This window comes from Micromonospora haikouensis, assembly GCF_000876225.1.
Taxonomy (GTDB): Bacteria; Actinomycetota; Actinomycetes; order Mycobacteriales; family Micromonosporaceae; genus Micromonospora; species Micromonospora haikouensis.
In genome coordinates this window covers 1,902,587-1,925,392 of sequence record NZ_JXSX01000001.1, presented here as the reverse complement: position 1 = coordinate 1,925,392, position 22,806 = coordinate 1,902,587, and the positions used below count along the sequence as shown (strand labels likewise).

General features: G+C 75.0%; 25 protein-coding genes and 1 pseudogene. 10 read left to right on the top strand and 16 right to left on the bottom strand.

Going from position 1 to position 22,806, the window contains the following annotated elements; genetic code table 11:
- Nucleotides 1-33: 33 nt before the first annotated feature.
- The 5 genes from TK50_RS08535 to TK50_RS08515 all read right to left on the bottom strand — a co-directional run bounded on the left by TK50_RS08535 (nucleotide 34) and on the right by TK50_RS08515 (nucleotide 4,999).
- Nucleotides 34-1,038, bottom strand: a complete 1,005-nt coding sequence (locus TK50_RS08535) for a uroporphyrinogen decarboxylase/cobalamine-independent methonine synthase family protein (protein ID WP_043962240.1) — start codon at nucleotides 1,036-1,038, stop codon at nucleotides 34-36.
- 96 nt (nucleotides 1,039-1,134) lie between these two features.
- Nucleotides 1,135-2,208, bottom strand: a complete 1,074-nt coding sequence (mnmA, locus tag TK50_RS08530; protein WP_199485986.1) for a tRNA 2-thiouridine(34) synthase MnmA — start codon at nucleotides 2,206-2,208, stop codon at nucleotides 1,135-1,137.
- A gap of 30 nt (nucleotides 2,209-2,238) precedes the next feature.
- On the bottom strand, nucleotides 2,239-3,414 hold the full coding sequence (locus TK50_RS08525) for a cysteine desulfurase family protein (protein WP_043962237.1): 1,176 nt from the start codon (nucleotides 3,412-3,414) through the stop codon (nucleotides 2,239-2,241).
- Nucleotides 3,415-3,503: 89 nt separating this feature from the next.
- Complete coding sequence (locus tag TK50_RS08520) at nucleotides 3,504-4,169, bottom strand: class F sortase (protein WP_043962236.1); 666 nt, start codon at nucleotides 4,167-4,169, stop codon at nucleotides 3,504-3,506.
- The gene (locus TK50_RS08515) at nucleotides 4,166-4,999 is read right to left on the bottom strand and encodes a DUF4397 domain-containing protein (protein WP_043964116.1); all 834 of its coding nucleotides are present in this window, start codon (nucleotides 4,997-4,999) and stop codon (nucleotides 4,166-4,168) included. The genes TK50_RS08520 and TK50_RS08515 overlap by 4 nt, the downstream gene beginning before the upstream one ends.
- Before the next feature lie 188 nt (nucleotides 5,000-5,187).
- On the opposite strand from TK50_RS08515, the gene TK50_RS08510 reads away from it, so the two are divergent.
- Complete coding sequence (locus TK50_RS08510) at nucleotides 5,188-5,844, top strand: RNA polymerase sigma factor (protein WP_176734048.1); 657 nt, start codon at nucleotides 5,188-5,190, stop codon at nucleotides 5,842-5,844.
- The gene (locus TK50_RS08505) at nucleotides 5,798-6,577 is read left to right on the top strand and encodes an anti-sigma factor (RefSeq protein ID WP_043962234.1); all 780 of its coding nucleotides are present in this window, start codon (nucleotides 5,798-5,800) and stop codon (nucleotides 6,575-6,577) included. The genes TK50_RS08510 and TK50_RS08505 overlap by 47 nt, the downstream gene beginning before the upstream one ends.
- A 124-nt stretch (nucleotides 6,578-6,701) precedes the next feature.
- Here the strand turns inward: TK50_RS08505 and TK50_RS08500 are convergent, their stop codons facing one another.
- The 4 genes from TK50_RS08500 to TK50_RS08485 form a co-directional block, all read right to left on the bottom strand.
- On the bottom strand, nucleotides 6,702-7,661 hold the full coding sequence (locus TK50_RS08500) for an electron transfer flavoprotein subunit alpha/FixB family protein (RefSeq protein ID WP_043964114.1): 960 nt from the start codon (nucleotides 7,659-7,661) through the stop codon (nucleotides 6,702-6,704).
- A gap of 12 nt (nucleotides 7,662-7,673) precedes the next feature.
- Nucleotides 7,674-8,453 carry an electron transfer flavoprotein subunit beta/FixA family protein gene (locus TK50_RS08495; protein ID WP_043962233.1) on the bottom strand — a complete coding sequence of 260 codons (780 nt, stop codon included), beginning with the start codon at nucleotides 8,451-8,453 and terminating at the stop codon, nucleotides 7,674-7,676.
- Between the two features lie 214 nt (nucleotides 8,454-8,667).
- A complete protein-coding gene (locus TK50_RS08490) occupies nucleotides 8,668-9,081 on the bottom strand; it encodes a hypothetical protein (protein ID WP_043962232.1) in 414 nt (137 codons plus the stop codon).
- On the bottom strand, nucleotides 9,078-9,875 hold the full coding sequence (locus TK50_RS08485; protein WP_043962231.1) for a GNAT family N-acetyltransferase: 798 nt from the start codon (nucleotides 9,873-9,875) through the stop codon (nucleotides 9,078-9,080). Before TK50_RS08485 ends, TK50_RS08490 begins: the two co-directional genes overlap by 4 nt.
- Before the next feature lie 11 nt (nucleotides 9,876-9,886).
- On the opposite strand from TK50_RS08485, the gene TK50_RS08480 reads away from it, so the two are divergent.
- From TK50_RS08480 to TK50_RS08470, 3 genes are read left to right on the top strand one after another with little or no spacing between them, the layout of a single operon-like run.
- The gene (locus TK50_RS08480) at nucleotides 9,887-10,309 is read left to right on the top strand and encodes a YidH family protein (RefSeq protein WP_255704076.1); all 423 of its coding nucleotides are present in this window, start codon (nucleotides 9,887-9,889) and stop codon (nucleotides 10,307-10,309) included.
- Between the two features lie 30 nt (nucleotides 10,310-10,339).
- Nucleotides 10,340-10,657 carry a DUF202 domain-containing protein gene (locus TK50_RS08475; RefSeq protein WP_043962229.1) on the top strand — a complete coding sequence of 106 codons (318 nt, stop codon included), beginning with the start codon at nucleotides 10,340-10,342 and terminating at the stop codon, nucleotides 10,655-10,657.
- A 27-nt stretch (nucleotides 10,658-10,684) separates the two neighbouring features.
- Nucleotides 10,685-11,089 (top strand): PLD nuclease N-terminal domain-containing protein, encoded by a 405-nt coding sequence (locus TK50_RS08470; RefSeq protein ID WP_043962228.1) that lies wholly within the window; start codon nucleotides 10,685-10,687, stop codon nucleotides 11,087-11,089.
- 21 nt (nucleotides 11,090-11,110) lie between these two features.
- Here TK50_RS08470 and TK50_RS08465 read toward each other — a convergent pair whose 3' ends face one another.
- From TK50_RS08465 to TK50_RS08450, 4 genes are all read right to left on the bottom strand, one after another.
- The gene (locus TK50_RS08465) at nucleotides 11,111-11,920 is read right to left on the bottom strand and encodes an ABC transporter permease (protein WP_043962227.1); all 810 of its coding nucleotides are present in this window, start codon (nucleotides 11,918-11,920) and stop codon (nucleotides 11,111-11,113) included.
- On the bottom strand, nucleotides 11,917-12,909 hold the full coding sequence (locus tag TK50_RS08460) for a daunorubicin resistance protein DrrA family ABC transporter ATP-binding protein (RefSeq protein WP_043962226.1): 993 nt from the start codon (nucleotides 12,907-12,909) through the stop codon (nucleotides 11,917-11,919). The genes TK50_RS08465 and TK50_RS08460 overlap by 4 nt, the downstream gene beginning before the upstream one ends.
- 121 nt (nucleotides 12,910-13,030) lie before the next feature.
- Entirely contained in the window at nucleotides 13,031-14,653 is a 1,623-nt protein-coding gene (locus TK50_RS08455; RefSeq protein WP_043962225.1) for an acetolactate synthase, read from the bottom strand.
- Between the two features lie 70 nt (nucleotides 14,654-14,723).
- On the bottom strand, nucleotides 14,724-15,497 hold the full coding sequence (locus tag TK50_RS08450) for an enoyl-CoA hydratase/isomerase family protein (protein ID WP_043962224.1): 774 nt from the start codon (nucleotides 15,495-15,497) through the stop codon (nucleotides 14,724-14,726).
- A 99-nt stretch (nucleotides 15,498-15,596) separates the two neighbouring features.
- Here TK50_RS08450 and TK50_RS08445 point away from each other — a divergent pair, with 99 nt between their 5' ends.
- The 3 genes from TK50_RS08445 (at nucleotide 15,597) to TK50_RS08435 (ending at nucleotide 17,732) form a co-directional block, all read left to right on the top strand.
- Complete coding sequence (locus TK50_RS08445) at nucleotides 15,597-16,115, top strand: DUF6232 family protein (protein WP_043962223.1); 519 nt, start codon at nucleotides 15,597-15,599, stop codon at nucleotides 16,113-16,115.
- Nucleotides 16,116-16,544: 429 nt separating this feature from the next.
- Nucleotides 16,545-17,027, top strand: coding sequence for a DUF6232 family protein (locus TK50_RS08440; RefSeq protein ID WP_043962222.1), 483 nt, complete (start codon nucleotides 16,545-16,547; stop codon nucleotides 17,025-17,027).
- A 48-nt stretch (nucleotides 17,028-17,075) separates the two neighbouring features.
- Entirely contained in the window at nucleotides 17,076-17,732 is a 657-nt protein-coding gene (locus TK50_RS08435) for a hypothetical protein (protein ID WP_043962221.1), read from the top strand.
- Nucleotides 17,733-17,767: 35 nt separating this feature from the next.
- Here TK50_RS08435 and TK50_RS08430 read toward each other — a convergent pair whose 3' ends face one another.
- Together TK50_RS08430 and TK50_RS08425 are read right to left on the bottom strand one after the other, a co-directional pair.
- Nucleotides 17,768-18,667, bottom strand: coding sequence for a ribokinase (locus TK50_RS08430; protein WP_043962220.1), 900 nt, complete (start codon nucleotides 18,665-18,667; stop codon nucleotides 17,768-17,770).
- 46 nt (nucleotides 18,668-18,713) lie between these two features.
- Complete coding sequence (locus TK50_RS08425; RefSeq protein ID WP_043962219.1) at nucleotides 18,714-19,556, bottom strand: ABC transporter ATP-binding protein; 843 nt, start codon at nucleotides 19,554-19,556, stop codon at nucleotides 18,714-18,716.
- Between the two features lie 126 nt (nucleotides 19,557-19,682).
- On the opposite strand from TK50_RS08425, the pseudogene TK50_RS32850 reads away from it, so the two are divergent.
- Nucleotides 19,683-20,406, top strand: a pseudogene (locus TK50_RS32850) (ATP-binding cassette domain-containing protein).
- Nucleotides 20,403-21,410, top strand: a complete 1,008-nt coding sequence (locus tag TK50_RS08415; RefSeq protein WP_043962218.1) for an ABC transporter permease subunit — start codon at nucleotides 20,403-20,405, stop codon at nucleotides 21,408-21,410. The pseudogene TK50_RS32850 and the gene TK50_RS08415 overlap by 4 nt, the downstream one beginning before the upstream one ends.
- 76 nt (nucleotides 21,411-21,486) lie before the next feature.
- Here the strand turns inward: TK50_RS08415 and TK50_RS08410 are convergent, their stop codons facing one another.
- On the bottom strand, nucleotides 21,487-22,662 hold the full coding sequence (locus TK50_RS08410; RefSeq protein ID WP_043962217.1) for an ROK family transcriptional regulator: 1,176 nt from the start codon (nucleotides 22,660-22,662) through the stop codon (nucleotides 21,487-21,489).
- Between the last annotated feature and the right edge of the window lie 144 nt (nucleotides 22,663-22,806).

Genomic DNA, 22,806 nt, shown 5'->3' with positions numbered 1-22,806 from the left:
CGTCATCCTGCCCGCAGGGTGCGACAGGAAACCTCAGTCCTCGGCGAGCCGCCGGCCCGCGTCGCGGCACGCCGCGAGCACCGCCCGGACGTGCTGCGGCGTGGCCCCGGCCAGGCCGCAGGCGGGGGTGACCACCACCTGCTCGGGCAGCCGGCGACGCGGGAAGCCCAGGCGGTCCCAGAGCTTGCGTACCCGGTCGGCGACCTGGGCGGAGGTCGGCGCGCGACCGCCCGGCGGCGGGGTGGCCGGCGCGGCGCCGGCCAGCAGCCCGAGCCCGGCGTCGATCGCCTCGCCGAGCGGGTCCAGGTCCTTCACCAGGGCGAGGTCGAGCGCGACCCCGGCCGCGCCGGCCGAGCGGATCAGCTCCAGCGGCACGTCCGGCGCGCAGCAGTGCACCACGACCGGCACGCCGACGGCCTCGACCACCGTGCGCAGCAGGTCCGCCGCGTCGGGCTGCGGCACCGGCCGGTACGTGCCGAAGCCGCTCTCGGTGGGCACCCGCCCGGCCAGCACCGTCGGCAGGGACGGCTCGTCGAGCTGGAGCAGCACCGAGGCCCGGGGCAGCCGGCGGGCGACCGCCGCGAGGTGGGCGCGCAGCCCCTCGGCGAGGGAACCGGTGAGGTCCCGCACCGCGCCGGGGTCGCGCAGCATCCGGCCGCCGATCGGCAGGTCGATGCCGGCGGCCAGGGTGTACGGGCCGGCGGCCTGCACCTTGACCGGGCCGGCGTACTCCTCGGCCTGCTCGGCGAGCTGGTCGAGGTCGCGTTCCATGAGGTCCCGGGCCCGGCGCAGGTCCCGCCCCGGGCGGGGGGCGACCCGCCAGCGGGCCGCGTACAGCTCGACGGGCAGCTCGACCAGCAGACCGCCGGTGCGGCCGATCAGGTCCGCCCCGGGGCCGCGCGCCGGCAGCTCGGGCAGGTGGGGCAGGGCGGGCAGCTCCCCGAGGACGATCCGCTGCGCCTCCGCGATGTCGGTGCCGGGCAGCGAACCGATGCCGGTCGCCGCGCCGACGGGCCAGGGCCACGCGCTAGCTGTCACGGGCGAAGGGTAGCCGGTCGGCCGCGGGTGGCACGCGGCGATGGTCGCGAAGCCGGGCAGCGCGCACGCGGCGCTGGTCGCGCGGCCGGGACCGCGTCAGCCGGCGATGGTGGCCGAGCCGAGCACCACGTCGCCGGCCGGGTCCGGCCGGTACGCGACGACGGCCTGGCCGGCGGCGACCCCGCGCACCGGGCGACGCAGCTCGGCGCGCAGCGTGTCGCCGGTCAGCTCGACGGTGGCGGGCACCACGTCGCCGTGGGCGCGCAGCTGCACCTCGCACTCGATCGGCCCGGCCGGGCGCTCGCCGCCGGTCCACACGGGACGCTCGGCGCGCACCGTGGAGACCTCCAGCGCCTCGGCCGGCCCCACGGTGACGGTGTTGGTCTTCGGGGTGATGGAGAGCACGTAGCGGGGGCGGCCGTCGGGGGCGGGCCGGTCCAGGTGCAGGCCCCGGCGCTGCCCCACCGTGTACGCGTACGCGCCGGTGTGGCTGCCGACCACCGCGCCGGTGAGCGCGTCGACCACCTGGCCCGGCGTCTCGCCGAGCCGGCCGGCGAGGAAGCCCCGGGTGTCGCCGTCGGCGATGAAGCAGATGTCGTGCGAGTCGGGCTTGTCGGCGACGGCGAGGCCGCGCCGGGCCGCCTCCTCGCGGACCTGGGCCTTGGTCGAGTCGCCGAGCGGGAAGACCGACCGGTCGAGCTGGGCGCGGGTCAGCACCGCGAGCACGTACGACTGGTCCTTGGCCGCGTCGACGCTGCGGCGCAGCAGCCCGTCGGGGCCGAGCCGGGCGTGGTGGCCGGTGACCACCGCGTCGAAGCCCAGCGCCACGGCCCGGTCCAGCACCGCCGCGAACTTGATCTTCTCGTTGCAGCGCAGGCAGGGGTTCGGGGTGCGGCCGGCCGCGTACTCGGCGACGAAGTCGTCGACCACGTCGGCGTGGAACCGGTCGGCCATGTCCCACACGTAGAACGGGATGCCGAGCACGTCTGCGGCGCGGCGGGCGTCCCGCGAGTCCTCCAGCGTGCAGCACCCGCGCGCCCCCGTGCGGTACGTCTGCGGGTTGCGGGCCAGCGCCAGGTGCACGCCGGTGACGTCGTGCCCGGCCTCCACGGCCCGCGCCGCCGCCACGGCGGAGTCGACCCCGCCGGACATGGCCGCCAACACCCTCACCGCGTCACGCTCCCTTCCCCGGCTTCGAGCCTACCGGGGCGCGCGCAGGGCGGCGGCGCGGCGGGCCCGCTCCACCGCCGCAGGCAGGGCCGCCACGAGCGCGTCGACGTCGGCCTGGCCGCTGGTGTGGCCGAGGGTGAAGCGCAGCGAGGATCGGGCCCGGTCGTCGTCGGCGCCCATCGCGATCAGCACGTGGGAGGGCTGGGCCACCCCGGCCGAGCAGGCCGAGCCGGTGGAGCAGGCGATGCCCTGGGCGTCGAGCAGCAGCAGCAGCGCGTCGCCCTCGCAGCCGGGGAAGGAGAAGTGCGCGTTGCCGGGCAGCCGGTCGTCGGGGTCGCCGTTGAAGACCACCTCGGGTACGGCGTGCCGGACCCGCCGCACGAGGTCGTCACGGAGGGCGGCGACACGGGCCGCGTACTCCTGCTGGCCCTTCACCGCCGCCTCGACGGCGACCGCGAAGGCGACGATGCCGGCGGTGTCGAGGGTGCCGGAGCGCACGTCGCGTTCCTGGCCGCCGCCGTGCAGCAGCGGGGTGGCCGCGACGTCGCGGGCGAGCAGCAGCGCGCCCACCCCCGCCGGGCCGCCGAGCTTGTGCCCGGTGACCGTCAGCGCGGAGACGCCGCTGGCGGCGAAGTCGACGGGCACCTGGCCGACCGCCTGGATCGCGTCGGTGTGGAACGGCACCCCGTGCTCGGCGGCGACGGCGGCCAGCGCGGCCACCGGCTGGAGGGTGCCGACCTCGTTGTTGGCCCACATCGCGGTGACCATGGCGACGGCGTCGCCGTGGTCGGCCAGCTCGGCGCGCAGCGCCTCCGGGTCGAGCCGGCCGGCGGCGTCCACCGGCAGCCAGCCCACCTCGGCGCCCTCGCGTTCGGCCAGCCAGTCGACGGTGTCGAGGACGGCGTGGTGCTCGACGGCGCTGGAGACCACCCGGCGGCGGGCCGGGGAGGCGGCCCGGCGGGCCCAGAAGATGCCCTTGACCGCCAGGTTGTCGCTCTCCGTCCCGCCGCCGGTGAAGATCACCTCGGAGGGGCGGGCGCCCAGCGCGGCGGCCACCCGCTCGCGGGACTCCTCCACCCGACGGCGGGCGCGCCGGCCCGCCGCGTGCAGTGACGACGCGTTGCCGACCTCGCGAGCGGCGGCCACGTACGCCTCCAGTGCCTCGTCGAGCATCGGAGTCGTCGCCGCGTGATCCAGGTATGCCATCGCCGTTCAGCCTACTGACCGGCCTCGCGCCGGCCCGACTCCGGAGGTCACCCGCGCCCCGGGGCGGCAAGACCCCGGGGCGTGACCGCTCACACCGGGACGGCGGTGACGACGATGTTGTCCCGGTATCGGCGGGTCTGCGGGTCGAACGGGCCGCCGCAGGTGATCAGGGTGAGCCGGGGGCTGCCGTCGCGGGCGAAGTACCGGTCCAGCGGGATCTTCGTCTTGGCGTACTCCTCGCGGGCGACGACCCGGTACTCGCGCGTCGTCCCGTCGCCGCCGGTGGCGGTGACGGTGTCGCCCCGGTCCAGCTCCCGCAGCCGGAAGAACGCCCCCTTGCCCTGTTCGGCGCTGTCCACGTGGCCGGCGATCACCACCGACCCGGCGTCGGCGGACAGGCCGGGGCCGTACCGGTACCAGCCGATCCGGTCCACGCTGGGCGGGACCTCGAACTCGTCGGTGCGCGGGTTGACCCCGACCGGGTCGACGCGGGCGGTGACGTCGATCGCCGGGATGCGCAGCCGCACCGGCGGCACGGTCGCGTCGCCGGCGGGCAGCTCGCCGGCCGTGACCGGCACCGACGGGCCACCGGGGGCGCTCGCGCCCGGCGACGGGGTGGCCACGGCCAGGGCCGCCGCGTCGTCCGCGCCGACGTCCTCGGCGGGCTGCGAGCCGCAGGCGACCACGGCGGCGACGGTGAGCGCGGCAGCGCCGGCGGCCATCGCCGCCAGCGCGCCGCGGTTGCGCACCGTCACCGGCGGGACGTCCGGGCCGTGGCGGCCACCCGCGCGCCGCCGCCGACCAGCAGCAGGACGCCGGCACCGGCCAGCACGTACCACCAGGTCTGCACGCCGGTGCCGGCCTGGCCGCCGGTGCCGCTGGGCACGCCGCCCGGGGCGGAGTGCAGGCCGGTGATGGTCTGCGCGACCAGGTCGAGGTTCTTGGCCTCGGCCGAGCCGATCGCGTAGACGATGGTTGCGGTGCCCTCCTTCAGGTCCAGGTCGGCGGGGCCGATCGCCACGGTGTCGGTGCCGGCGAGCACCACGTCGGCGGAGACGGTGCCGGCGTCGACGTCGGCCTTCGCCTCGTTCGGGTTGGTCAGGTCCTCGAAGACGGGCTTTCCGCCGGCCCGCACGTCCACGGCCGGGGCGGCGGCGGTGTGCCGGACGATCAGCCGGGCCTTGCCGGCGTCGACCTTGGCGGTGTCGTTGGCGAACGGCGTGATCTTGGGCTTGCCGGCCTCGTCGAGGTGCGCGGCGAGGCTGATGTTCGCCCCGCCCGGCACCTCGGCGTCGTCGACGGTGAGGATCGCCTTGTCGAGCGCCTCGCCGGGCTTGGTCAGGGCGATGTCGTACGCGCCCTGCTCCAGGTCGAGCGGGCCGGCCACGTCGCCGGGCTTGAAGTTGTCGAGGGTCTTCTTGCCGTTGACGTACACGTCGACGGGGGTGTCCGGGATGCCGTGCACGACGGAGACCTTGCTGGTGGCGGCGTAGGCCGGCGTGGCGGTGAGGGCACCGGCGCCGGCGAAGGTCAGCGCGGCGACCGCGCCGCCCGCGGCGACCCGACGGAAGTACGAGAGCTGCATGTCTGCCTCCTGGTGGTTCATGCTGGTTCGTCAGGCCTGGCTTGCAGAACGGGTTACGCCGGCTCCCGCCGCCCCGGATGCGCCCTCCGCCGACTTCTTTTTCTTTCCGGCGGGCGCATCCACGGGGGCCCTCGACGGCGAAGAGCAGGTGAGACAGGTGCGGACGCACGAGGCGCGAAGGTGGGGCGATGACGGCGGGGGTTACAGTCGGGCATGCTCCACGGAAGGCGAACCGCCCGGTGACAGCGGTGCAACAGGAACCCGAGCCACCACCCCAGGACGACCTCGCCGAGCGGTTCCGCGCGGGTGACGAGGCCGCCCTGCGCCAGGCGTACGACCGGTACGGCCGGGCGGTGCTGCACCTGGCCACCAGCACGCTGGCCAACCGCAGCGACGCGGAGGACGTGACCCAGGCGACCTTCGTCGCGGCCTGGCTGGGGCGGGACACCTTCGATCCGTCCCGGGGGTCGCTGATCGGCTGGCTGCTCGGCATCGGCCGGCGCAAGGTCGTCGACCGGCTGCGCGCCTCCGCGCGGGAGAACCGCGTGGTGGAGACGGTGCGGCAACTGCCCGATCCGGCCCCGACCGGCCCGGACCCGGACACGGTCGTCGACCGGCTGGTGGTGGCCGACGAGCTGGCCCGGCTTCCCGACGACCAGCGTCGGATGCTGGAGTTGGCGTTCTACGACGACCTGACGCACCAGCAGATCGCGACGGTGACCGGCGTGCCGCTGGGGACGGTCAAGAGTCACATCCGGCGAGGTATGGCGAGCCTGAAACGCAGATGGGAGGTGGACGGTGCAGCACCTGGACCGCGACCGGCTGGTCTTCCTGGCGCTCGGTGAGAGCGAGGCGGACGATGGTGAGGCCCGCCACCTCGACGCCTGCGCGCACTGCCGGGCCGAGGTGGACGGCCTGCGGCACGTCGCCGGCCTCGGTGCCGGCACCCAAGGGCTGGGCGACCTGCCCGACCCGCCCGAGCACGTGTGGCAGGGGATCGTCGCGGAGGTCGCGGCGGCCGAGGCGCTGCCGTCGCTCGGCGACCGCCGCGCCGCCGGGCCGCCGGCGACCGCCCCGACGCCGGAGACCGGCGCGGCCCGGCCCGGCCGGGCCGGTGGGCGGCGTCGCCGGTTGCCCCGCTGGGCGGTCACGGCGGTGACGGCGGCGGCCGCCGCCGCGGTCGGCGTGGTGGGCACCTTCGCCGTGCTGTCGGGCTCCGCCGACGAGCCCCGGCCACCGGAGCGCGTGGTGCTGGCCAGCGGGTCCCTGACCGCGTACGGGACGACGCCGCGCGACGCCAGCGGCGACGCCCGGGTGTTCACCGACAACCAACTGCACCTGCACGTGGCGAATCTCCCGGCGGTACCGGGGTACTACGAGGTCTGGCTCATCGACCCGGCGACCATGCGGATGTTCTCGGTCGGCGTGCTGAATGCCGGCACGGGGGACGCGCTGCTACCGTTGCCGCCAAACGTCGACCTCCGGACCTACTCGGTGGTGGACGTCTCCGCTGAGCAGTACGACAACAAGCCCGCCCACTCCGGCGACAGCCTGCTGAGGGGCACCCTGACGGGCTGATCGGCGGGCCGGATCAGCTCCCCGGCCCGCCGATCAGCTCCCCGTAGACAGGCAACTGCGGAAGGGGGCCACCCGATCCCGGGTGGCCCCCTTCGGCGTTGCGCCCGGGTCGCCCCGGGGTGGCTCACTTGCGCTTGCGGATCTCCTCGGCGGCCTGCGGCACGACCTTGAACAGGTCGCCGACCACGCCGAAGTCGGCCAGCTCGAAGATCGGGGCCTCGCCGTCCTTGTTCACCGCGACGATGGTCTTCGAGGTCTGCATGCCGGCCCGGTGCTGGATCGCGCCGGAGATGCCCAGCGCGACGTAGAGCTGCGGGGAGACCGTCTTGCCCGTCTGGCCCACCTGGAACTGGTGCGGGTAGAAGCCGGAGTCGACGGCCGCCCGGGACGCGCCGACGGCCCCGCCGAGCAGGTCGGCCAGCTCCTCGACCAGCTTGAAGTTGTCCGCGTTGCCGACACCACGGCCACCGGAGACGACCACCGACGCCTCGGTGAGCTCGGGGCGGGAGCCCTTCTGCTCGGCGACGCGGTCGACGACCTTGGCCAGCTTGTCGGCGTCGCCCACGGTCACGGTGAGCTGCTCGACGGCGGGGGTGGCGGGGGCCGGGGCCGGGGTGAGCGAGTTCGGCCGCACGGTGACCAGCGGCAGGCCCCGGGTGACCTTCGACGTGACGATGGTCGAGCCGGCGAACGCGACCTGCGTGGCGGTGCCGTCCGCGGCGAGGGCGACCACGTCGGTCAGGATGCCGTTGTCCAGCTTGACGGCCAACCGGGCGGCGATCTCCTTGCCCTCCTGGGCGGAGGCGAGCAGGACGGCGGCCGGCTGCACCCGCTTGACGAGGTCGGCCAGCACGGTGGCCTTCGGGGCCACCAGGTAGCCGTCGATCTCCTCGCTCTCGGCGGCGTAGATCTTCTCCGCGCCGTACTCGCCCAGCTTCGCGCTCAGCGCCTCGGCCGCGCCGGGACCGCCGAGCACGACCGCGCTGGGCGTGCCGAGCTCGCGGGCGAGGGTGAGCATCTCAAGGGTGACCTTCTTGACGCCGAACTCGCGGGTGGCTTCGACGACGACGAGAACCTCAGACATGACCTGCACCCCTCACACGAACTTCTCGGTGGCGAGGAACTCGACCAGCTGCGCGCCGCCGGAGCCCTCGTCGGTGACCTTCGCGCCGCCGGAGCGCGGCGGGCGCTTGCTGTGCTCCAGCACGGTGCTGGTCGCGCCGTCGAAGCCCACCTCGGCCGGGGCGACGCCGAGGTCGGCCAGGGACAGGGTCCGCACCGGCTTCTTCTTGGCGGCCATGATGCCCTTGAAGGACGGGTAGCGCGGCTCGTTGATGGTGTCCCAGACGGAGACGACGGCCGGGGTCGAGGCGGTGACCACCTCGTAGCCCTCCTCGGTCTGCCGCTCGACGGTCAGGGTGGAGCCGTCGACGGTGAGCTTGCGCGCGCCGGTCAGCGCGGCGACGCCCAGGCGCTCGGCGATCATGTGCGGCATGACCTGGACCCGGCCGTCGGTCGACTCGGCGCCGCAGATCACCAGGTCGGCGTTGAGTTGACCGAGGGCGGCGGCGAGCACCTTCGAGGTGGCCACGGCGCAGGACCCGTGCAGGGCGTCGTCGACGACGTGCACGGCGGCGTCCGGCCCCATCGACAGCGCCTTGCGGATCGACTCGGTCGCCCGGTCCGGACCCATGGTCAGGACGGTCACCTCGCCGCCGTGCGCCTCCTTGATCTTCAACGCCTCCTCGATGGCGTACTCGTCCATCTCGTTGATGACGTTGTTCGCCGAACCGCGGTCGACGGTGTTGTCGTCAGGACGCAGGTTGCGGTCCGCGCCCGAATCGGGCACCTGCTTGACGAGTACGACGATGTTCATCGCGCTTCGACGACCCCTCCTGTTGGTGTGGCGATCCCTCGCCAGGTCACGGGCGCAGCCTCCCGCGAAACTTAACGATCGGTCAACCACGGACTGCTGTGCACTTGCCCACGCGCCAATGTTACCCACAAGTAGCATCGGCTCCCGGGGGCCTCAGGGTGACACAGCTCACCGCGCGCCCGGCCTCCGGGGCGCACACCGGACACGCGCGGACTCAGGCCGGCTCGGCCAGCGCGCCCCGGATCCGGTCGATCACCTCGGCCTCGGCCGGCGTCACCCCCCGGTGCGCCCGCGCCACCTGGTCGGCGGCGGCCAGCACCAGCGACCGGTACGCCGCCACGTCCCCCGGCGACTTCGCGCGCAGGATCTCCACCGCCCGGCCCAGCGCCGGCAGCACCACCGCCTCGACCTCCAGGGCCGAGTCCCGGGGCAGCCTCGGCAGCGGGCCGGTCGTCAGCGCCTCCTTCACCGGGCCGCTCGCCCCCGCCATCGCCCCGGACGCGGCGAAGCTCTCCCGCAGCATCGCGAACATGCCCGGGTCGGCGTTCGACACCAGGAAGACCGCGCCGAACGCGCCCGTCTTCAGGGTGAGTCGTTCCTCGTCCGTCAGCGGCTGGCTCATGGTCACGGAGTGTAGATGTAGGGCGTGGTGGTGGTGACCGGGACGAGACCCAACCGCTGCAGGATCGGCCGGCTGTCCTCGGAGGCGTCCACCTGCAGCAGGGTCCGGCCCCGCTGGGCGGCGAGCCGCGCCCGGTAGCCGACCAGCGCCCGGTAGATGCCCCGGCGTCGCCACTGCGCGAGCGTCGAGCCGCCCCACAGCGTCGCGAAGCCGGTGCCCGCCACGTAGCGCACCCAGCCGGCGCTGACCACCGTCTCCCCCGCCTCGGCGACCACCACCGTGATCGACTGCGGGTCGGCGGCGATCTCCTTCTCCAGCCCGTCGGCGAGGTGATCCCGGCTCTCGCCCCAGACCTCCTCCTCCATGGCCATGATCCGGTCCAGGTCGGCGCGGGCCGTGACCTCGCGCAGGCGTACCCCCTCGGGGGCCACCGGGAGCGTGGCCGCCAGCGGCGCGACCGGGCCGATCACGACGGTCTCCCGCTCCTGCGGCACGAACCCGGCGGCCCGCAGCCGGTCCGGCAGGTCGGCGGGCTCGTCGTGGCCGTGCAGCTTCCACTCCACCGACTCGCCCCGGGCCCGGAACAACTCCACCTGGCGGGCGATCAGCGCGTCCAGCGCCGCCCCGGTCAGGCCACCCAGGTCGCGGTACGTCAGGAAGCCCCCGTGGTCCAGGCCGAGGACGCGCACCAGCGGCCCGTCCCGCTCCACCGTCACGCCCTCCGGCAGCGGGTCCGGAGCCCACGCCTTGAGCTGGTTGTCGTACGCCTCGCGCAGCGTCGTCGCATCAAGATCAGTCACCCGTCCAACCTATGCCCTGGACAAAGCGGATAATCGGCTGCGTGTGGGAGACGGTACGGCGGTGGTTCGACCCGCGGGAGCTGCGGTCGGTGGGCAGCACGCCCGACTACCGCTTCTCCCTGGCCAACGAGCGGACGTTCCTGGCCTGGCTGCGCACCGGGCTGGCCCTGGTCGCCGGCGGGCTGGCCGCCGCCCAGTTCCTCCCGCCGCTGCCGCTGGCGCACCTGCGCGAGGCGATCGCCGTCGCGCTGCTGCTGCTCGGCGGCACCGTCGCCGTGCGCGCCGTGGACCACTGGGCCCGCACCGAACGCGCCATCCGGCTCGGCGAGGAACTGCCGGCGTCCCGCTTCCCCGCCGTGCTCGCCCTCGCCGTGGGGCTGGGCGCGGTGCTGCTGGTCATCGCGGTGCTGGCCCGCGCGATCGGCGGCCGGTGACGGTCGGCGGCCGGTGACGGTCGGCGGCCGGTGACGGTCGGGCCGGGCCCGGCCGGCGACCCGGGGCTGCAACCCGAACGCACCCGCCTGGCCTGGCGGCGCAGCCTGCTCGCGCTCACCGCCGTCACCGTGCTGACCGTCCGGCTGGCGCTCACCGGGGACGCCACCGGGGCGGTGCTGGCCGGCGCGGCGGTCGCCGGCTGGGCGGCGGCCCTCGCCCTGTGCTGGGGGCGGGCCGTCGGGTCGGGGCCGGTGCGCGCCACCTCCCGCACCATGCCGGCGCTGGCCCTCGCCGCCGCGTGGCAGGCCACGCTGGGCGTGCTGCTGGTCCTGCGCGGACTGGGGTGACGGGCGCGGGTGCGCCATGATGGGGAGATGGCCCGCCTGTACGTCCTGCTCTTCCTGGTCCAGATCGCGCTCGCGGTGTGCGCGCTGATCAGCTGCCTCTCCGCCGAGGAGGGGGCGATCCGTGGGCTGCCCCGGATCGCCTGGGTGCTGATCATCCTGTTCTTCCCGCTGGTCGGCTCGATCGCCTGGTTCATCGCCGGCCGGCAGCGCCCCGCCCCAGGGCCGGGCGCGACCCGGTCGGCCCCCGGCGGCCCGCGCCGGCCGCTCGCCCCGGACGACGACCCGGAGTTCCTCGACTCCCTGGCCGAACGCACCCGGCGGCAGGACGCCGAGCTGTTCCGCCGCTGGGAGGAGGACCTGCGCAAGCGCGAGGACGACCTGCGCCGCCGCGAGGGCGACCCGCCCCGGGAGGAGAACCGCCCCGAGGTGTGACCGGGCCGCCCCCGGCAGGCGTCAGACGCGACGCCGCAGCGCCCGGACCGCCAGCGGCGCGAAGACGGCGGCGAGCGCGACGGCCCAGATCATCGCCTGGATCGCCGGGCCGACCACCGGGCCGCCCACCAGCAGGCCGCGCAGGGCGTCGGCCAGGATCGTCACCGGGTTGACCTCGACCCAGTGCTGGAGCCAGCCCGGCATCCGGTCGGTGGGGACGAAGACGTTGCTGGTGAAGGTGAGCGGGAAGATCACCGTGAACCCGAAGATCTGCACCTTGTCGGGCTCGCTGACCAGCACCCCGACCAGCACCGAGATCCATGCCGCGGCCAGCGAGAACGCGAGCAGCAGGGCGAACGCGCCGAGCAGCCCGAGCACCCCGTTGCCGAGCCGGAAGCCGAGGATCGCCCCGACGCCGATCAGCAGCGACACCGACCACGCCTGCTTGACGGTGTCGGCGAGGATCCGCCCGGCCAGCGGGGCCCAGCGGGCGATCGGCAGGGCGCGCAGCCGGTCGAACACCCCCTTGGTGAGGTCGTTGTTGAGCCCGAACCCGGTGGTCATCGTGGCGAACAGGGCGTTCTGCACGATGATGCCGGGCAGGGCGAACGTGAGGTACTCCCCCGGCGAGCCGGAGATCGCCGTGCCGAAGACGTACGTGAACAGCAGCACGAACATCACCGGCTGGATGCTGAGGTCGAGCAGCTCCATCGGGTTGTGCTTGATCTGCACCAGGCTGCGCCAGGCCAGGGTGAGGGTGTGCCGCACCCCGGCGCCCACGCCGAGGCGGCGGGCCGGGGTGAGCGGGGCGGTGACGGTGGCGGCGGTCATGCCGGCGTCCTCTCCAGGTCGGCCCCGGACGGGGTGTCGTCGCCGGTCGGCGCGTCGGGCTCGGCACGGTGGCCGGTGAGGTGCAGGAAGACCTCGTCGAGGCTGGCGCCCCGCAGGGCCAGCTCGGCCACGGGGATCTCGGCGTCGTCGAGGCGGCGGACCACGGCGGGCAGCACCCCGGGGCCGTTGACCGCGACGGTCACGGTGCTCTGGGCCACCTCGGGACTGGCGGCGGCGGCCTCCCCCGCGATGGCCACCACGGTCGCCAGGTCGGCCGGGTCCGCCGGACGGATCGCGAGGACCTGGCCGCCGGTCTTGGCCTTCAGCTCCTCCGGGGTGCCCTGGGCGATCACCCGCCCGTGGTCGACCACGGCGATCTCGCTGGCCAACTGGTCGGCCTCCTCCAGGTACTGCGTGGTCAGCAGCACCGTCACCCCGTCGGTGACCAGGCCGCGCACCGTGTCCCACAGGTCGTTGCGGCTGCGCGGGTCGAGCCCGGTCGTCGGCTCGTCGAGGAACAGCACCTGCGGGCGGCCGACCAGGCTGGCGGCCAGGTCGAGGCGGCGGCGCATGCCGCCGGAGTAGGTCTTCGCCGCCCGGTCGGCGGCGTCGGCGAGCTGGAACCGGGCGAGCAGCTCCCGGGCCCGGGCCCGGGCGTCGGCCCGGGACAGCCCGAGCAACCGGCCGATGAGCAGCAGGTTCTCCGTGCCGGTGAGCGCCTCGTCGACCGAGGCGTACTGGCCGGTGAGACCGATGAGCTGGCGCACCCGGTGGGCGTCGCGGCGCACGTCGTACCCGCCGACGGTGGCGTGGCCCTCGTCGGCGGCGAGCAGGGTGGCGAGCACCCGCACGGTGGTGGTCTTCCCGGCCCCGTTGGGCCCGAGCAACCCGTACACGGTCCCGCTGGGGACCGCGAGGTCGACTCCGGCGAGGGCCGTGGTGGCGCCGAAGCGTCGCACCAGGCCCTCCGCCCGGATCGCGTACGTCATGGAAACTCCCGTCGTCTGTGCATGTGTCACGCCAACTGGCCGACGGCACTGACAAACTGCCGAGCCTCGGCTGACGTTACGACGACAGACGCCGGGAGTCCCCCGAATTAAGCGGTGGCGCTCAGGCCAGGTTCGACGAGCGGGGGTACGCGTCGGCCGGGTCGGTGAGCACGTTGACCAGGTACGGCACGCCCGAGGCGAAGGCCCGCTCCAGGGCCGGGGCGAGGTCGCCGGCCTTCTCCACCGTCTCGCCCGCCCCGCCGAGGGCCTCGACGACCTTGTCGTAGCGCAGGCCGGGCTGGAGGTCGGCGGCGACGTCGTAGCCGTACATGGCGCGCATCGGGTGCTTCTCCAGCCCCCAGATGCCGTTGTTGCCGACCACGATCACGACGGGGAGCTTCTGGCGCACCAGGGACTCCACGTCCATCAGCGAGAAGCCGGCCGCGCCGTCGCCCATCAGCACGCAGACCTGCCGGTCGGGGTGGCTGACCCGGGCCCCCATCGCATAACCCAGGCCGGTGCCGAGGCACCCGTACGGGCCCGGGTCGAGCCAGGTGCCGGGCTGCGCGGGCTCCAGGTACTTCCCGGCGTACGAGACGAAGTCGCCGCCGTCGCCGATGGTGATGGCGTCGGGGTCGAGCACCCGGCGCAGCTCGCCGTAGACGCGGGCCGGGCGGATCGGGTCGGTCTCGGCGGCCATCGCCTCGGCGTCGCGGGCCTTCGCGGCGTCCTCGGCCTCGCGCAGCCGCGCGACCCAGTCGTCATGGTCGGCCCGGTCGCCGGGGTGCTCGGCGAACGCGGTGAGGATCAGTCGCAGGTCACCGGCGGGCGAGGCGGCCGGGGTGACGTGGGTGGCCCGCTGGCTGGGCGCGTCCACCACGTGCACCACCCGGGCGTCGCCGAAGTCGCCGAAGGCGAGCCGGAAGTCCAGCGGGGTGCCGACCACGACGACGACGTCGGCGCCGGACAGGGCGACCCGGCGGGCCTTGGCGAAGGCCAGCGGATGCGACGGGGGCAGCGCGCCGCGCCCCATCCCGTTGGTGAACACGGGCACCCGCAGCGCCTCGGCGGCGGCGCGCAGGGCGTCGACGGCGTCCCCGGCGTACACGTCGGAGCCGGCGATGATCACCGGGCGGTGCGCGGCGGCGATCAGCGCGGCGGCCCGGGTCACCTCCTCCGGGTCGGCCTCGATCGGGGCGGGCGCGACCGCCTCGGGCAGCTCGGCGTCGCCGACGGAGAAGATCGCCTCCAGCGGGAAGTCGAGGAAGACCGGGCCCCGGTGCGGGGTGAGCGCGGTGGTCAGCGCCGCGCCGACCGCGCGCGGGATGTCGTCGGCGCCGAACACCGTCTCGGCGTGCTTGGTGACGGGGGCGACCAGCGGCAGGTGGTCCATCTCCTGGAGGCTGCCGGAGCCCCAGCGGAACTGCGGGGCCCGGCCCCCGAGCACCAGCACCGGCGAGGCGTTGAAGAAGGCGCTGGTCAGCCCGGAGACGCCGTTGGTGACGCCGGGGCCGGCGGTGAGCACGGCGAGGCCGGGGCGGCGGTTGAGCTTGGCCACCGCCTCGGCCGCGAACACCGCCGACTGCTCGTGCCGCACGTCGTAGAGCGGGAAGCCGGCGGTGTGCGCCGCGTCGTAGAGCGGGAAGACGTGCCCGCCGGAGAGGGTGAACATCTCGCGTACGCCGTGCGCGCGCAGCGCCGCGAGCGCCAACTGTCCGCCGTGACCCTCGACCCGCTCCGTCATCGCCGCTCCCCTCACCGTGGCCGGAGTCACACGCTACTGGCCGGTAGGCGGAATGTGAACCGGGCTCGGGTCAACGGCCGGTGAAGTCGGGCTTCCGCTTCTCGACGAAGGCGGCCATGCCCTCACGCCGGTCGTCGGTGGCGAACAACGCCGCGAAGAGCTGGGTTTCCCAGGCCAGGCCCGAGGTGAGATCCATGTCCAGGCCGGCGTCGACCGCCAGCTTCGCCGCCCGCAGCGCCTGCACCGGCCCGTTCAGGTACGGGGTGACCAGCTCGACGGCGGCGGCGTACACGTCGGCGGCCGGCACGACCCGGTCGGCCAGGCCGATCCGCAGCGCCTCCTGGGCGTCCACCATCCGGCCCGACATGATCAGGTCCTTCGCGCGGGCCGGGCCGACGAGCCGGGCCAGCCGCTGAGTGCCGCCCGCGCCGGGGATGACACCCAGCTTGATCTCCGGCTGGCCGAGCTTCGCGTCCTCGGCCACCACCCGCCAGTCGCATGCGAGGGCCAGCTCGCAGCCGCCGCCGAGGGCGTAACCGGTGATCGCGGCGACCACCGGCTTGGGGATCCGGGCGAACGCGCCGAGCGCGCTGGACAGGTCCGCCGCCCGCTCCGCCATGTCCACGTAGGACATGACGGCCATCTCCTTGATGTCCGCTCCGGCCGCGAAGACCTTCTCGCCGCCGTACACGATGACGGCGCGGACCTCGGGGTCGGCGGTGGCCTCCGCCGCGGCGGCGCGCAACTCCTCCTGGACCTGCTTGTTCAGCGCGTTCATCGGCGGCCGGTCCAACCGGATGGTGCCGATGCCGTCCTTGGTCTCCAGCCGCACGAACTCGCTCACACTTGCCCTCACTTCCTCGTCGAAGTCGCGTGCCAACCTTACGGCCCGGATCGTTGGGGCAGATAGTCTGATGTCCGCCCCGCCCCACCGGAGTCCGCCATGGTCACGTACTACGACGACAGGTCGGTGCAGGTCACCTCCACTTCCGTGCGGGTGGACGGCCGGACGTACCCGCTGGCCGAGATCAGCATGGTCTGGCACCTGCGCGGCAGCCGGTCCTGGCGGGTGCTCGCCGGCCGCGGCGCGATCGGCGCGGCGCTCGCCGGCCCGCTGGTCGCCGCCGCGCTGGGGGTGGCGCTCGCGCTGTGGCTGCACCGCTCGCTGACCGTCACGATCGCCATCGTGGGAGCCTCCGTGCTGGTCGGGCTCGCCGTCGGGCCGGTCGCCGACTTCCTCTTCGAGCACCTGGACCGCTCGTACGCCCGGGGCAGCCGCCAGTTGGAGCTGTGGGCCCGCTGGCGGGGCCAGCCGGTGCGGCTGGTGTGCACGGGCGACGCGCTGCGCTTCGGGCAGATCTACCGGGCGGTGCAGCGGGCGGTGGAGGCCAGCCCGGCAGGGCAGGCGGAGCGGTTCGGTCAGACCGGCGGCCGCCCGCCGGGGAACGCCGTCAGGCCGTAGCGCCCGGCCCGCACCGCACCTCGCCGGCCGGGGGGAGGCGGCTCCCGCGCCGCCCCGGACCCCCAGCAGGGGCTTCAGCCCGACTAGCGAGCTGATGTCGTGGATGGATCAGGCCCCGGGGCGGGCGGCGCTGTGCGGCGTTGTGTGGTGCCGTGCGGTGCGGTGCGGTGCGGTGGGGTGGGGTGGGGTGCCGTGCGATGCGGGGCGGGGCTGTGCGGTGGGGTGCCGTGCGATGCGGGGCGGTGCTGCGTGGGGCGGGGCTGTGCCGTGCGGTGCTGCGTGGTGCGGTGCAGTGCGGTGCAGTGCGGTGTCCGACCGGGGAGGGATGCCGTGCCCGGGCGGGCGATGTCGTGGATGACTCAGCTCCCTAGGACCCGAACGTCCCTCGCCGGGCTGGGCGAGCGCGCCCGGCGGCGGTTAGGCTTGGTGATGGCCATCTATTACCAGGACGACGCGGTGCAGGTGACCTCCGAGTCGATCCGGGTGGGTGGCCACACCATCGCGCTCGCCGACGTCACGTACGTCTGGCACGCGCGCGGACGCACTACCCTCGCCGTCCGCGGCCGGGTGATCGGCCGGGGCGTGCTGGTGCTCCTGCTGTCGCTGCCGCCGCTGGTGGCGCTGGTCTGCGTGGTGTCGCTCGCCTGGTCGGCGCAGGACCGGGGCAACTGGACCCTCGCCCTGATCATCCTGGCCGCCTGCGCGGTCGGTGCGTTGGCCCTGGTTCCGTTCCTGGAGCTGCCGCTCGGCTGGCTGGACCGCTCGTACGAGCGCGGCAACCGGGTCAACGAGCTGTGGGTGCAGCACCACGGGCGGGAGGTGATGTTGCTGAGCACGCCGGACGCGCTGCGGTTCGGGCAGATCTACCGCGCCGTGCAGCGGGCCGTGGAGCAGCAGGGCGACAGGGGCTGACCGGGACTGACCGGGCGGCACTGGTCCGTCCGACGCACACTGGGAGGCATGGTGATTCCCCTCCCCCGGCCGTCCGCCGTCGTCGGCCTCACCCGCACCGCCCTCGACCAGGCGCTCGGCTCGGCCGCCTCGTTCGCCGCCGTCCCGGCCCGCGCTTTCGCGGTACTGGACGGGGTGGAGGCGCTGCTGCACCGGATCAACGGGGTGGTGGACCGGATCGAGGGGACGCTGGACCGCACCGACCGGGTGCTCGACGACGCCACCGAGGTCGCCGCCGCCGCGGCCGTGGTCGTCGGCGAGGCCGAGCGGGTCTCCGCCGCCGCCGGCACGGTGGTCGCCGAGGCCGACGCGGTGGCCCACCGCGCCGCGGGGACCGTGACCGCCGCCGCCGAGGCGGCCGGCACCGCCGCCGAGCTGCTGGCCGCGTACGAGCCGGCGCTGCGCCGGGGCGCGCCGATGGCGACCCGGTTCGTCGAGCAGCTCAGCCACGAGGAGGTGACCGCGGCCATCCGCCTCGTCGACGAGCTGCCCAAACTCAAGGAGCACCTGACCGCCGACATCCTGCCGATCCTGGCGACGCTGGACCGGGTGGGCCCCGACCTGCACGACCTGCTCGACGTCACCCGGGACCTGAAGCTCGCCGTGGCCGGCATCCCCGGCCTCGGCATGCTCCGCCGCCGGGGCGAGAAGCTGACCGACGAGTGAGTCGCCCCGGCGGGTGAACCGGCCGGACGGTCAGCTCAGGCCGGCGGGGCGTAGAGCTGGTCGATCTCGGCCCGGCTGGGCAGGGCCACGGACGCGCCCAGCCTGCGTACGCAGGCCGCGCCGGCCGCCGCCGCCCAGTGCACCGCCGCCCGCAGGTCCCGCCCCTCGCCCCAGGCCACCGCGAGCGCGGCCGTGAACGCGTCCCCGGCGGCGGTCGAGTCGACCACGTCGACCCGCACCGCCGGGACGTGCACCGGCGCGGCGTCGCGCTCGACGTACCAGGCGCCCTCGCCGCCGAGGGTCAGCACCGCGCGGGGCACCAGCGTGAGCAGGGCACCCGGGTCGTCGCGCCCGGCGCCGGTGAGCGTCCGCGCCTCGTTCTCGTTGACCACCAACAGGTCCACGGCGGCGAGCAGCTCGGCCGGCACGTGCCGGGCGGGCGCGGCGTTGAGGATCACCCGGGTGCCGGCGGCCCGGGCGGCCAGCGCGGCCTCCGTCACCGTCGCCACCGGGATCTCCAGCTGGGCGACCAGGACGTCCGCGTCGCGTACGGCGGTCAGCTCGCCCTCGGTGAGGCCGGTGAACGCGGCGTTCGCCCCGGGGGTGACCAGGATGGCGTTCTCGCCGTCGGCGCTGACCATCACCAGGGCGACGCCGGACGCCCCGTAGACCACCCGGAGGTGGCCCGTGTCGACGCCGGCCGCCGTGATCCGGGCGCGCAGGGTCACGCCGAACGCGTCCGAGCCGATCGCGCCGAGGAAGGCGCAGGACGCACCGGCCCGCACGGCGGCGACCGCCTGGTTGGCCCCCTTGCCGCCGGGCACCATGACGAAGTCGCTGCCGAGCACCGTCTCCCCGGGGCGGGGCAGGGCCCCGGCGGTGGCCACCAGATCCATGTTGGCGCTGCCCACGACGGCGACGCGGGTCTGCCGCACGGTTGCCTCCCTTGCTCCGGCCGCTCCGATGCGCCCAACTCGCGACTCAGGCGGCGCGGGCCGTCCAGCGGGCGCCGTGCCGCTCGACCGTCAGCGGCAGGCCGAAGGTCTTGGCGAGATTGTCGGCGGTGAGGGTGTCGCCGAGCAGTCCCTGGGCCACCACGGCGCCCTCGCGCAGCAGCAACGCGTGGGTGAAGCCGGGCGGGATCTCCTCGACGTGGTGGGTGACCAGGACCAGCGCCGGGGCGTCCGGATCGTGCGCCAGCTCGGCCAGCCGGGCCACCAGGTCCTCGCGCCCGCCCAGGTCGAGCCCGGCGGCGGGCTCGTCGAGCAGCAGCAGCTCGGGGTCGGTCATCAGCGCGCGGGCGATCTGCACGCGCTTGCGCTCCCCCTCGGACAGGGTGCCGAAGGGCCGGTCGGCGAGGTGCCCGACGCCGAGCTGACCGAGCAGGGCGCGGGCCCGCGCCTCGTCGCCGGGGTCGTAGCTCTCCCGCCAGCGCCCGACCACCGACCAGGCGGCGGTGACCACCACGTCGGCGACCCGTTCCTCGGCGGGCACCTGCCCGGCGAGGGCGGCGGTGGACAGGCCGATGCGCATCCGCAGCTCGTTGACGTCGGTGCGGCCGATGCGCTCGCCCAGCACGTGGGCGACGCCGGTCGTCGGGTGCAGCCGGCCGGCGGCCAGGTTCAGCAGCGTGGTCTTCCCGGCACCGTTCGGGCCCAGCACGACCCAGCGTTCGTCCAGCTCGACCCGCCAGTGCACGTCGTGCAGCAGCGCGGTGCCGGACCGGCGTACGCCGACACCGTCCAGGCTGACCACCAGATCCGCGTCCACGGGGGTGGCGGCGGGGGCGGCGCCCGGGGCGCCGGGGATCAGGTCACCAGTCACCCGCCCATCCAACCACGCACCGCCGCACCGCCCCCCCCACGGGCAGCGTCCACACCCTAGGGTGGGGCGCCGTGTCGTTGGTCACCGCACGGGGGAGGCGCGGATGTCACACCGGGAGCACATCGGATGAGCGCGGTCATCGAGATCGCGGGGCTGCGCAAGACGTTCCACGGCCCGTACCGGAGCCGGCACGTCGCCGTGGACGGCTTCGACCTGCTGGTGGGGCGGGCAAGACCACCACGCTGCGCGCCCTGCTCGGCCTGGTCCGGGCCGACTCCGGCCGGATGCGGCTGTTCGGCGAGGACGTCCCGCGTGCGCAGGCGCGGGTGGCCGCCCGGGTCGGCGCGATCGTGGAGACCCCGCAGTTCTTCGGCAACTTCACCGGGCACCGCACGCTGCGGCTGCTCGCCCTGGCCGGTGGGGTGCCGACCCGGCGGGTCGACGAGGTGCTGGCACAGGTGGGGCTGCTCGACCGGGGCGAGGACGACGTGCGGGGCTACTCGCTGGGCATGCGGCAGCGGCTCGCGGTGGCCTCGGCGCTGCTCAAGGAGCCGGAGCTGCTGATCCTCGACGAGCCGGCGAACGGGCTGGACCCGGCCGGCACGAGTGGCTGGTCCGCGTGCCGGAGCCCGACCGGGCGGCGGAGCTGCTGCGCGCCGCCGGCCTGGCGGTGGACGAGCGCCCCGAGCACCTGGTGGTCGGCGGGGTGTCCGACGCCGGCGAGGTCAGCCGGCTGCTCGGCGAGCAGGGGCTGTGGGTACGCGAGCTGGTCCCGCTGCGGCCGGACCTGGAGAACGTCTTCCTGGAGCTGACCGACGGCGGCGTGCGGGACGAGGAGGCGGGGGCGTGAACCTGGTCCGGGCCGAGTGGGAGCGGCTGGCCACACGCCGCTTCGTGCGACTCATGCTGGTGCTGCTGGTGCTGGCGTTCGCGGTCACGGCGGTGACCACGCTGGTGGGTTCGCACCGGCCGTCGCCGGACGAGATCGTCGCGGCGCAGCAGTCGGCGGCGCAGCAGCGGCAGGCGCTGGAGGACACGTTCCAGCAGTGCCTGGCGGCCGTACGCGGGACGCTGCCGCCGGAGGAGGCCCAGGACTACCCGCCGAACTGCTCGGTGTTCGACCCGGGCCAGCGCGACCGGCTGCCCGTGGCCGCCGACCATCTGCAGGGGGTGTTCACCTTCGCCGACCAGGCCCGGCCGCTGCTCTACTTCCTCGTCGCGTTCCTGGTGCTGTTCGGGTTCCTGGTGGGGGCGTCGTACATCGGGGCGGACCTGTCCACCGGCGGGGTGGCGAACCTGCTGATCTGGCGGCCCCGGCGGCTCGCCGTGCTCGGCGCGAAGCTGGGCACCCTGCTGGGGGCGCTGACGCTGCTGTCGGTGCTGGCCTCGGCGGCGTACCTGGGGGTGTTCTGGCTGATCGGGCAGGGCGCCGGGCTGCCCGGGGCGACGGGCGGCGACTTCTGGCCTGGGCTGGGGCTGATCTGGCTGCGCGGGCTGGTGCTGGTGCTGCTCGCCGCGGCGGCCGGCTTCGCCCTGGCCACGCTGGGCCGGCGGACGGCCGCCGCGCTCGGCGCGGTGACCGCGTACGCGGTGGTGTGGGAGCTGGGCCTGCGGGTGGTGGTGGAGGTGGTGGGCCTGCCGCGCGGCGAGGACTGGATGCTCTCCACGTATCTCGACGCGTGGCTGACGGGCGAGGCCCGGCTCTCCGACGCGACCGCCTGTCGGGGGGTGAGCGGCTACTGCGACGGCAACTACCAGATCGGCTGGGTGCTCGGGCTGGCGGTGCTGCTGACGCTCGTCGGCGTGCTTACCATGGCGGCGTTCGGCGCGTTCCGCCGCCGCGACCTCATCTGAGCTGCCGCAAGGTCAGGCAACACCTTGCAGCACCCCGCGCAGTGGTGAAGAATTCCTTCACATGAGCCGCGCGGGGTCAGCCCACGGTGCTGCCGAAGACCTCGTCGCGCACCGCGTCCAGGGCCGTGCGCAGGGCACCGTGCAGGATCGGCTCCTCGGTCAGCCCGGTCGGCACCACCCGGGGGCGCACCAGGGTGATCGCGGCCACCTCGTGCTGCACCCGCTCGGCGAGCGCCGCCCCGCCGGCCTGACCGACCTCGCCCGCGAGCACCACCAGCGGCGGGTCGAGCACCACGCAGGTGCTCGCCACGCCCAGGGCCAGCCGGCGGGCCAGCTCGTCGAGCAGCGGGCCGCCTGCGGTGCCGGCGGCGATGGCCGCGCGCACCGCGTCGGCCGCCGAGTCGGCCGGCAGCCCGTGTTCCCGGGCCACCGCGAGCACCGCGTCCGCCCCGGCGAGCTGCTGGAAGGCCGGCTTGGCGCGGCGCGACACGTCGCGCGGGATGGGCACGCCGGGCACCGGCAGGTAGCCGATCTCGCCGGCCGCGCCGCTGCTGCCGTGGTGCAGCCGGCCGCCGAGCATGATCGCCAGGCCGACGCCCGCGCCGACCCAGACCAGCACGAAGTCGCGGTTCTCCCGGGCCGCCCCCGACTGCGCCTCGGCCACGGCGGCCAGGTTGACGTCGTTCTCGAAGACCACCGGCGTGGCCAGGTCCTCGCGCAGCGCGGCGAGCAGGCCCCGGTGCCAGCGCGGCAGGTTGAACGCGAACGTGATGTCGCCGCTGGCCGGGTCGACCAGGCCGGGGGTGCCCAGCACCACCCGGCGCACGCTGGACAGCTCCGCGCCGGCACCGCTCGCGGCCTGCACGACGGCGTTGTGCACCACCCCGACCGGGTCGTCGGTGTCGCGGGTGGACTGCTCCACCCGGGAGACGACCGCCCCGGTGATGTCCGCGCAGGCGGCCACGACCCGCTCGGCGCCGACGTCCACCCCGACGACGTACGCCGAGCCCGGCCGGACGGCGTACAGCTGGGCGTTCGGGCCCCGCCCGCCGGCCTGCTCGCCGACCCGGGCGACCAGGCCGCGTTCCTCCAGCCGCTCGACGAGCTGGGAGGCGGTGACCTTGGACAGCCCGGTCAGCTCGCCGAGCCGGGCCCGGGTCAGCGGTCCCTGCTCCAGCAGCAGCTCCAGCGCCGCGCGGTCGTTGAGCGCCCGCAACAGGCGGGGGGTGCCGGGCAGCCGGGTCGCACTCATGCCACGTCCTCAATTTTTCGTAAACTTTGCTAACCAAACCGACACGCGGGTGACCGTAGCGTAACGGCCACCCCGAACCTGGGTACTCGGACGACCCGGCACCGGCCGACGCCTCCGGTACGACGGCCGCGCCCGACCGGGCAC

Coding starts and splice junctions, on each gene's coding strand:
- TK50_RS08525 (WP_043962237.1), bottom strand. CDS start 3,414: ATGGCATACCTGGATCACGCGGCGACGACTCCGATGCTCGACGAGGCA.
- TK50_RS08515 (WP_043964116.1), bottom strand. CDS start 4,999: ATGCAGCTCTCGTACTTCCGTCGGGTCGCCGCGGGCGGCGCGGTCGCC.
- TK50_RS08510 (WP_176734048.1), top strand. CDS start 5,188: ATGACGGCGGGGGTTACAGTCGGGCATGCTCCACGGAAGGCGAACCGC.
- TK50_RS08500 (WP_043964114.1), bottom strand. CDS start 7,661: ATGTCTGAGGTTCTCGTCGTCGTCGAAGCCACCCGCGAGTTCGGCGTC.
- TK50_RS08495 (WP_043962233.1), bottom strand. CDS start 8,453: ATGAACATCGTCGTACTCGTCAAGCAGGTGCCCGATTCGGGCGCGGAC.
- TK50_RS08480 (WP_255704076.1), top strand. CDS start 9,887: ATGCCCTGGACAAAGCGGATAATCGGCTGCGTGTGGGAGACGGTACGG.
- TK50_RS08470 (WP_043962228.1), top strand. CDS start 10,685: ATGGCCCGCCTGTACGTCCTGCTCTTCCTGGTCCAGATCGCGCTCGCG.
- TK50_RS08465 (WP_043962227.1), bottom strand. CDS start 11,920: ATGACCGCCGCCACCGTCACCGCCCCGCTCACCCCGGCCCGCCGCCTC.
- TK50_RS08460 (WP_043962226.1), bottom strand. CDS start 12,909: ATGACGTACGCGATCCGGGCGGAGGGCCTGGTGCGACGCTTCGGCGCC.
- TK50_RS08455 (WP_043962225.1), bottom strand. CDS start 14,653: ATGACGGAGCGGGTCGAGGGTCACGGCGGACAGTTGGCGCTCGCGGCG.
- TK50_RS08445 (WP_043962223.1), top strand. CDS start 15,597: ATGGTCACGTACTACGACGACAGGTCGGTGCAGGTCACCTCCACTTCC.
- TK50_RS08440 (WP_043962222.1), top strand. CDS start 16,545: ATGGCCATCTATTACCAGGACGACGCGGTGCAGGTGACCTCCGAGTCG.
- TK50_RS08435 (WP_043962221.1), top strand. CDS start 17,076: ATGGTGATTCCCCTCCCCCGGCCGTCCGCCGTCGTCGGCCTCACCCGC.
- TK50_RS08410 (WP_043962217.1), bottom strand. CDS start 22,662: ATGAGTGCGACCCGGCTGCCCGGCACCCCCCGCCTGTTGCGGGCGCTC.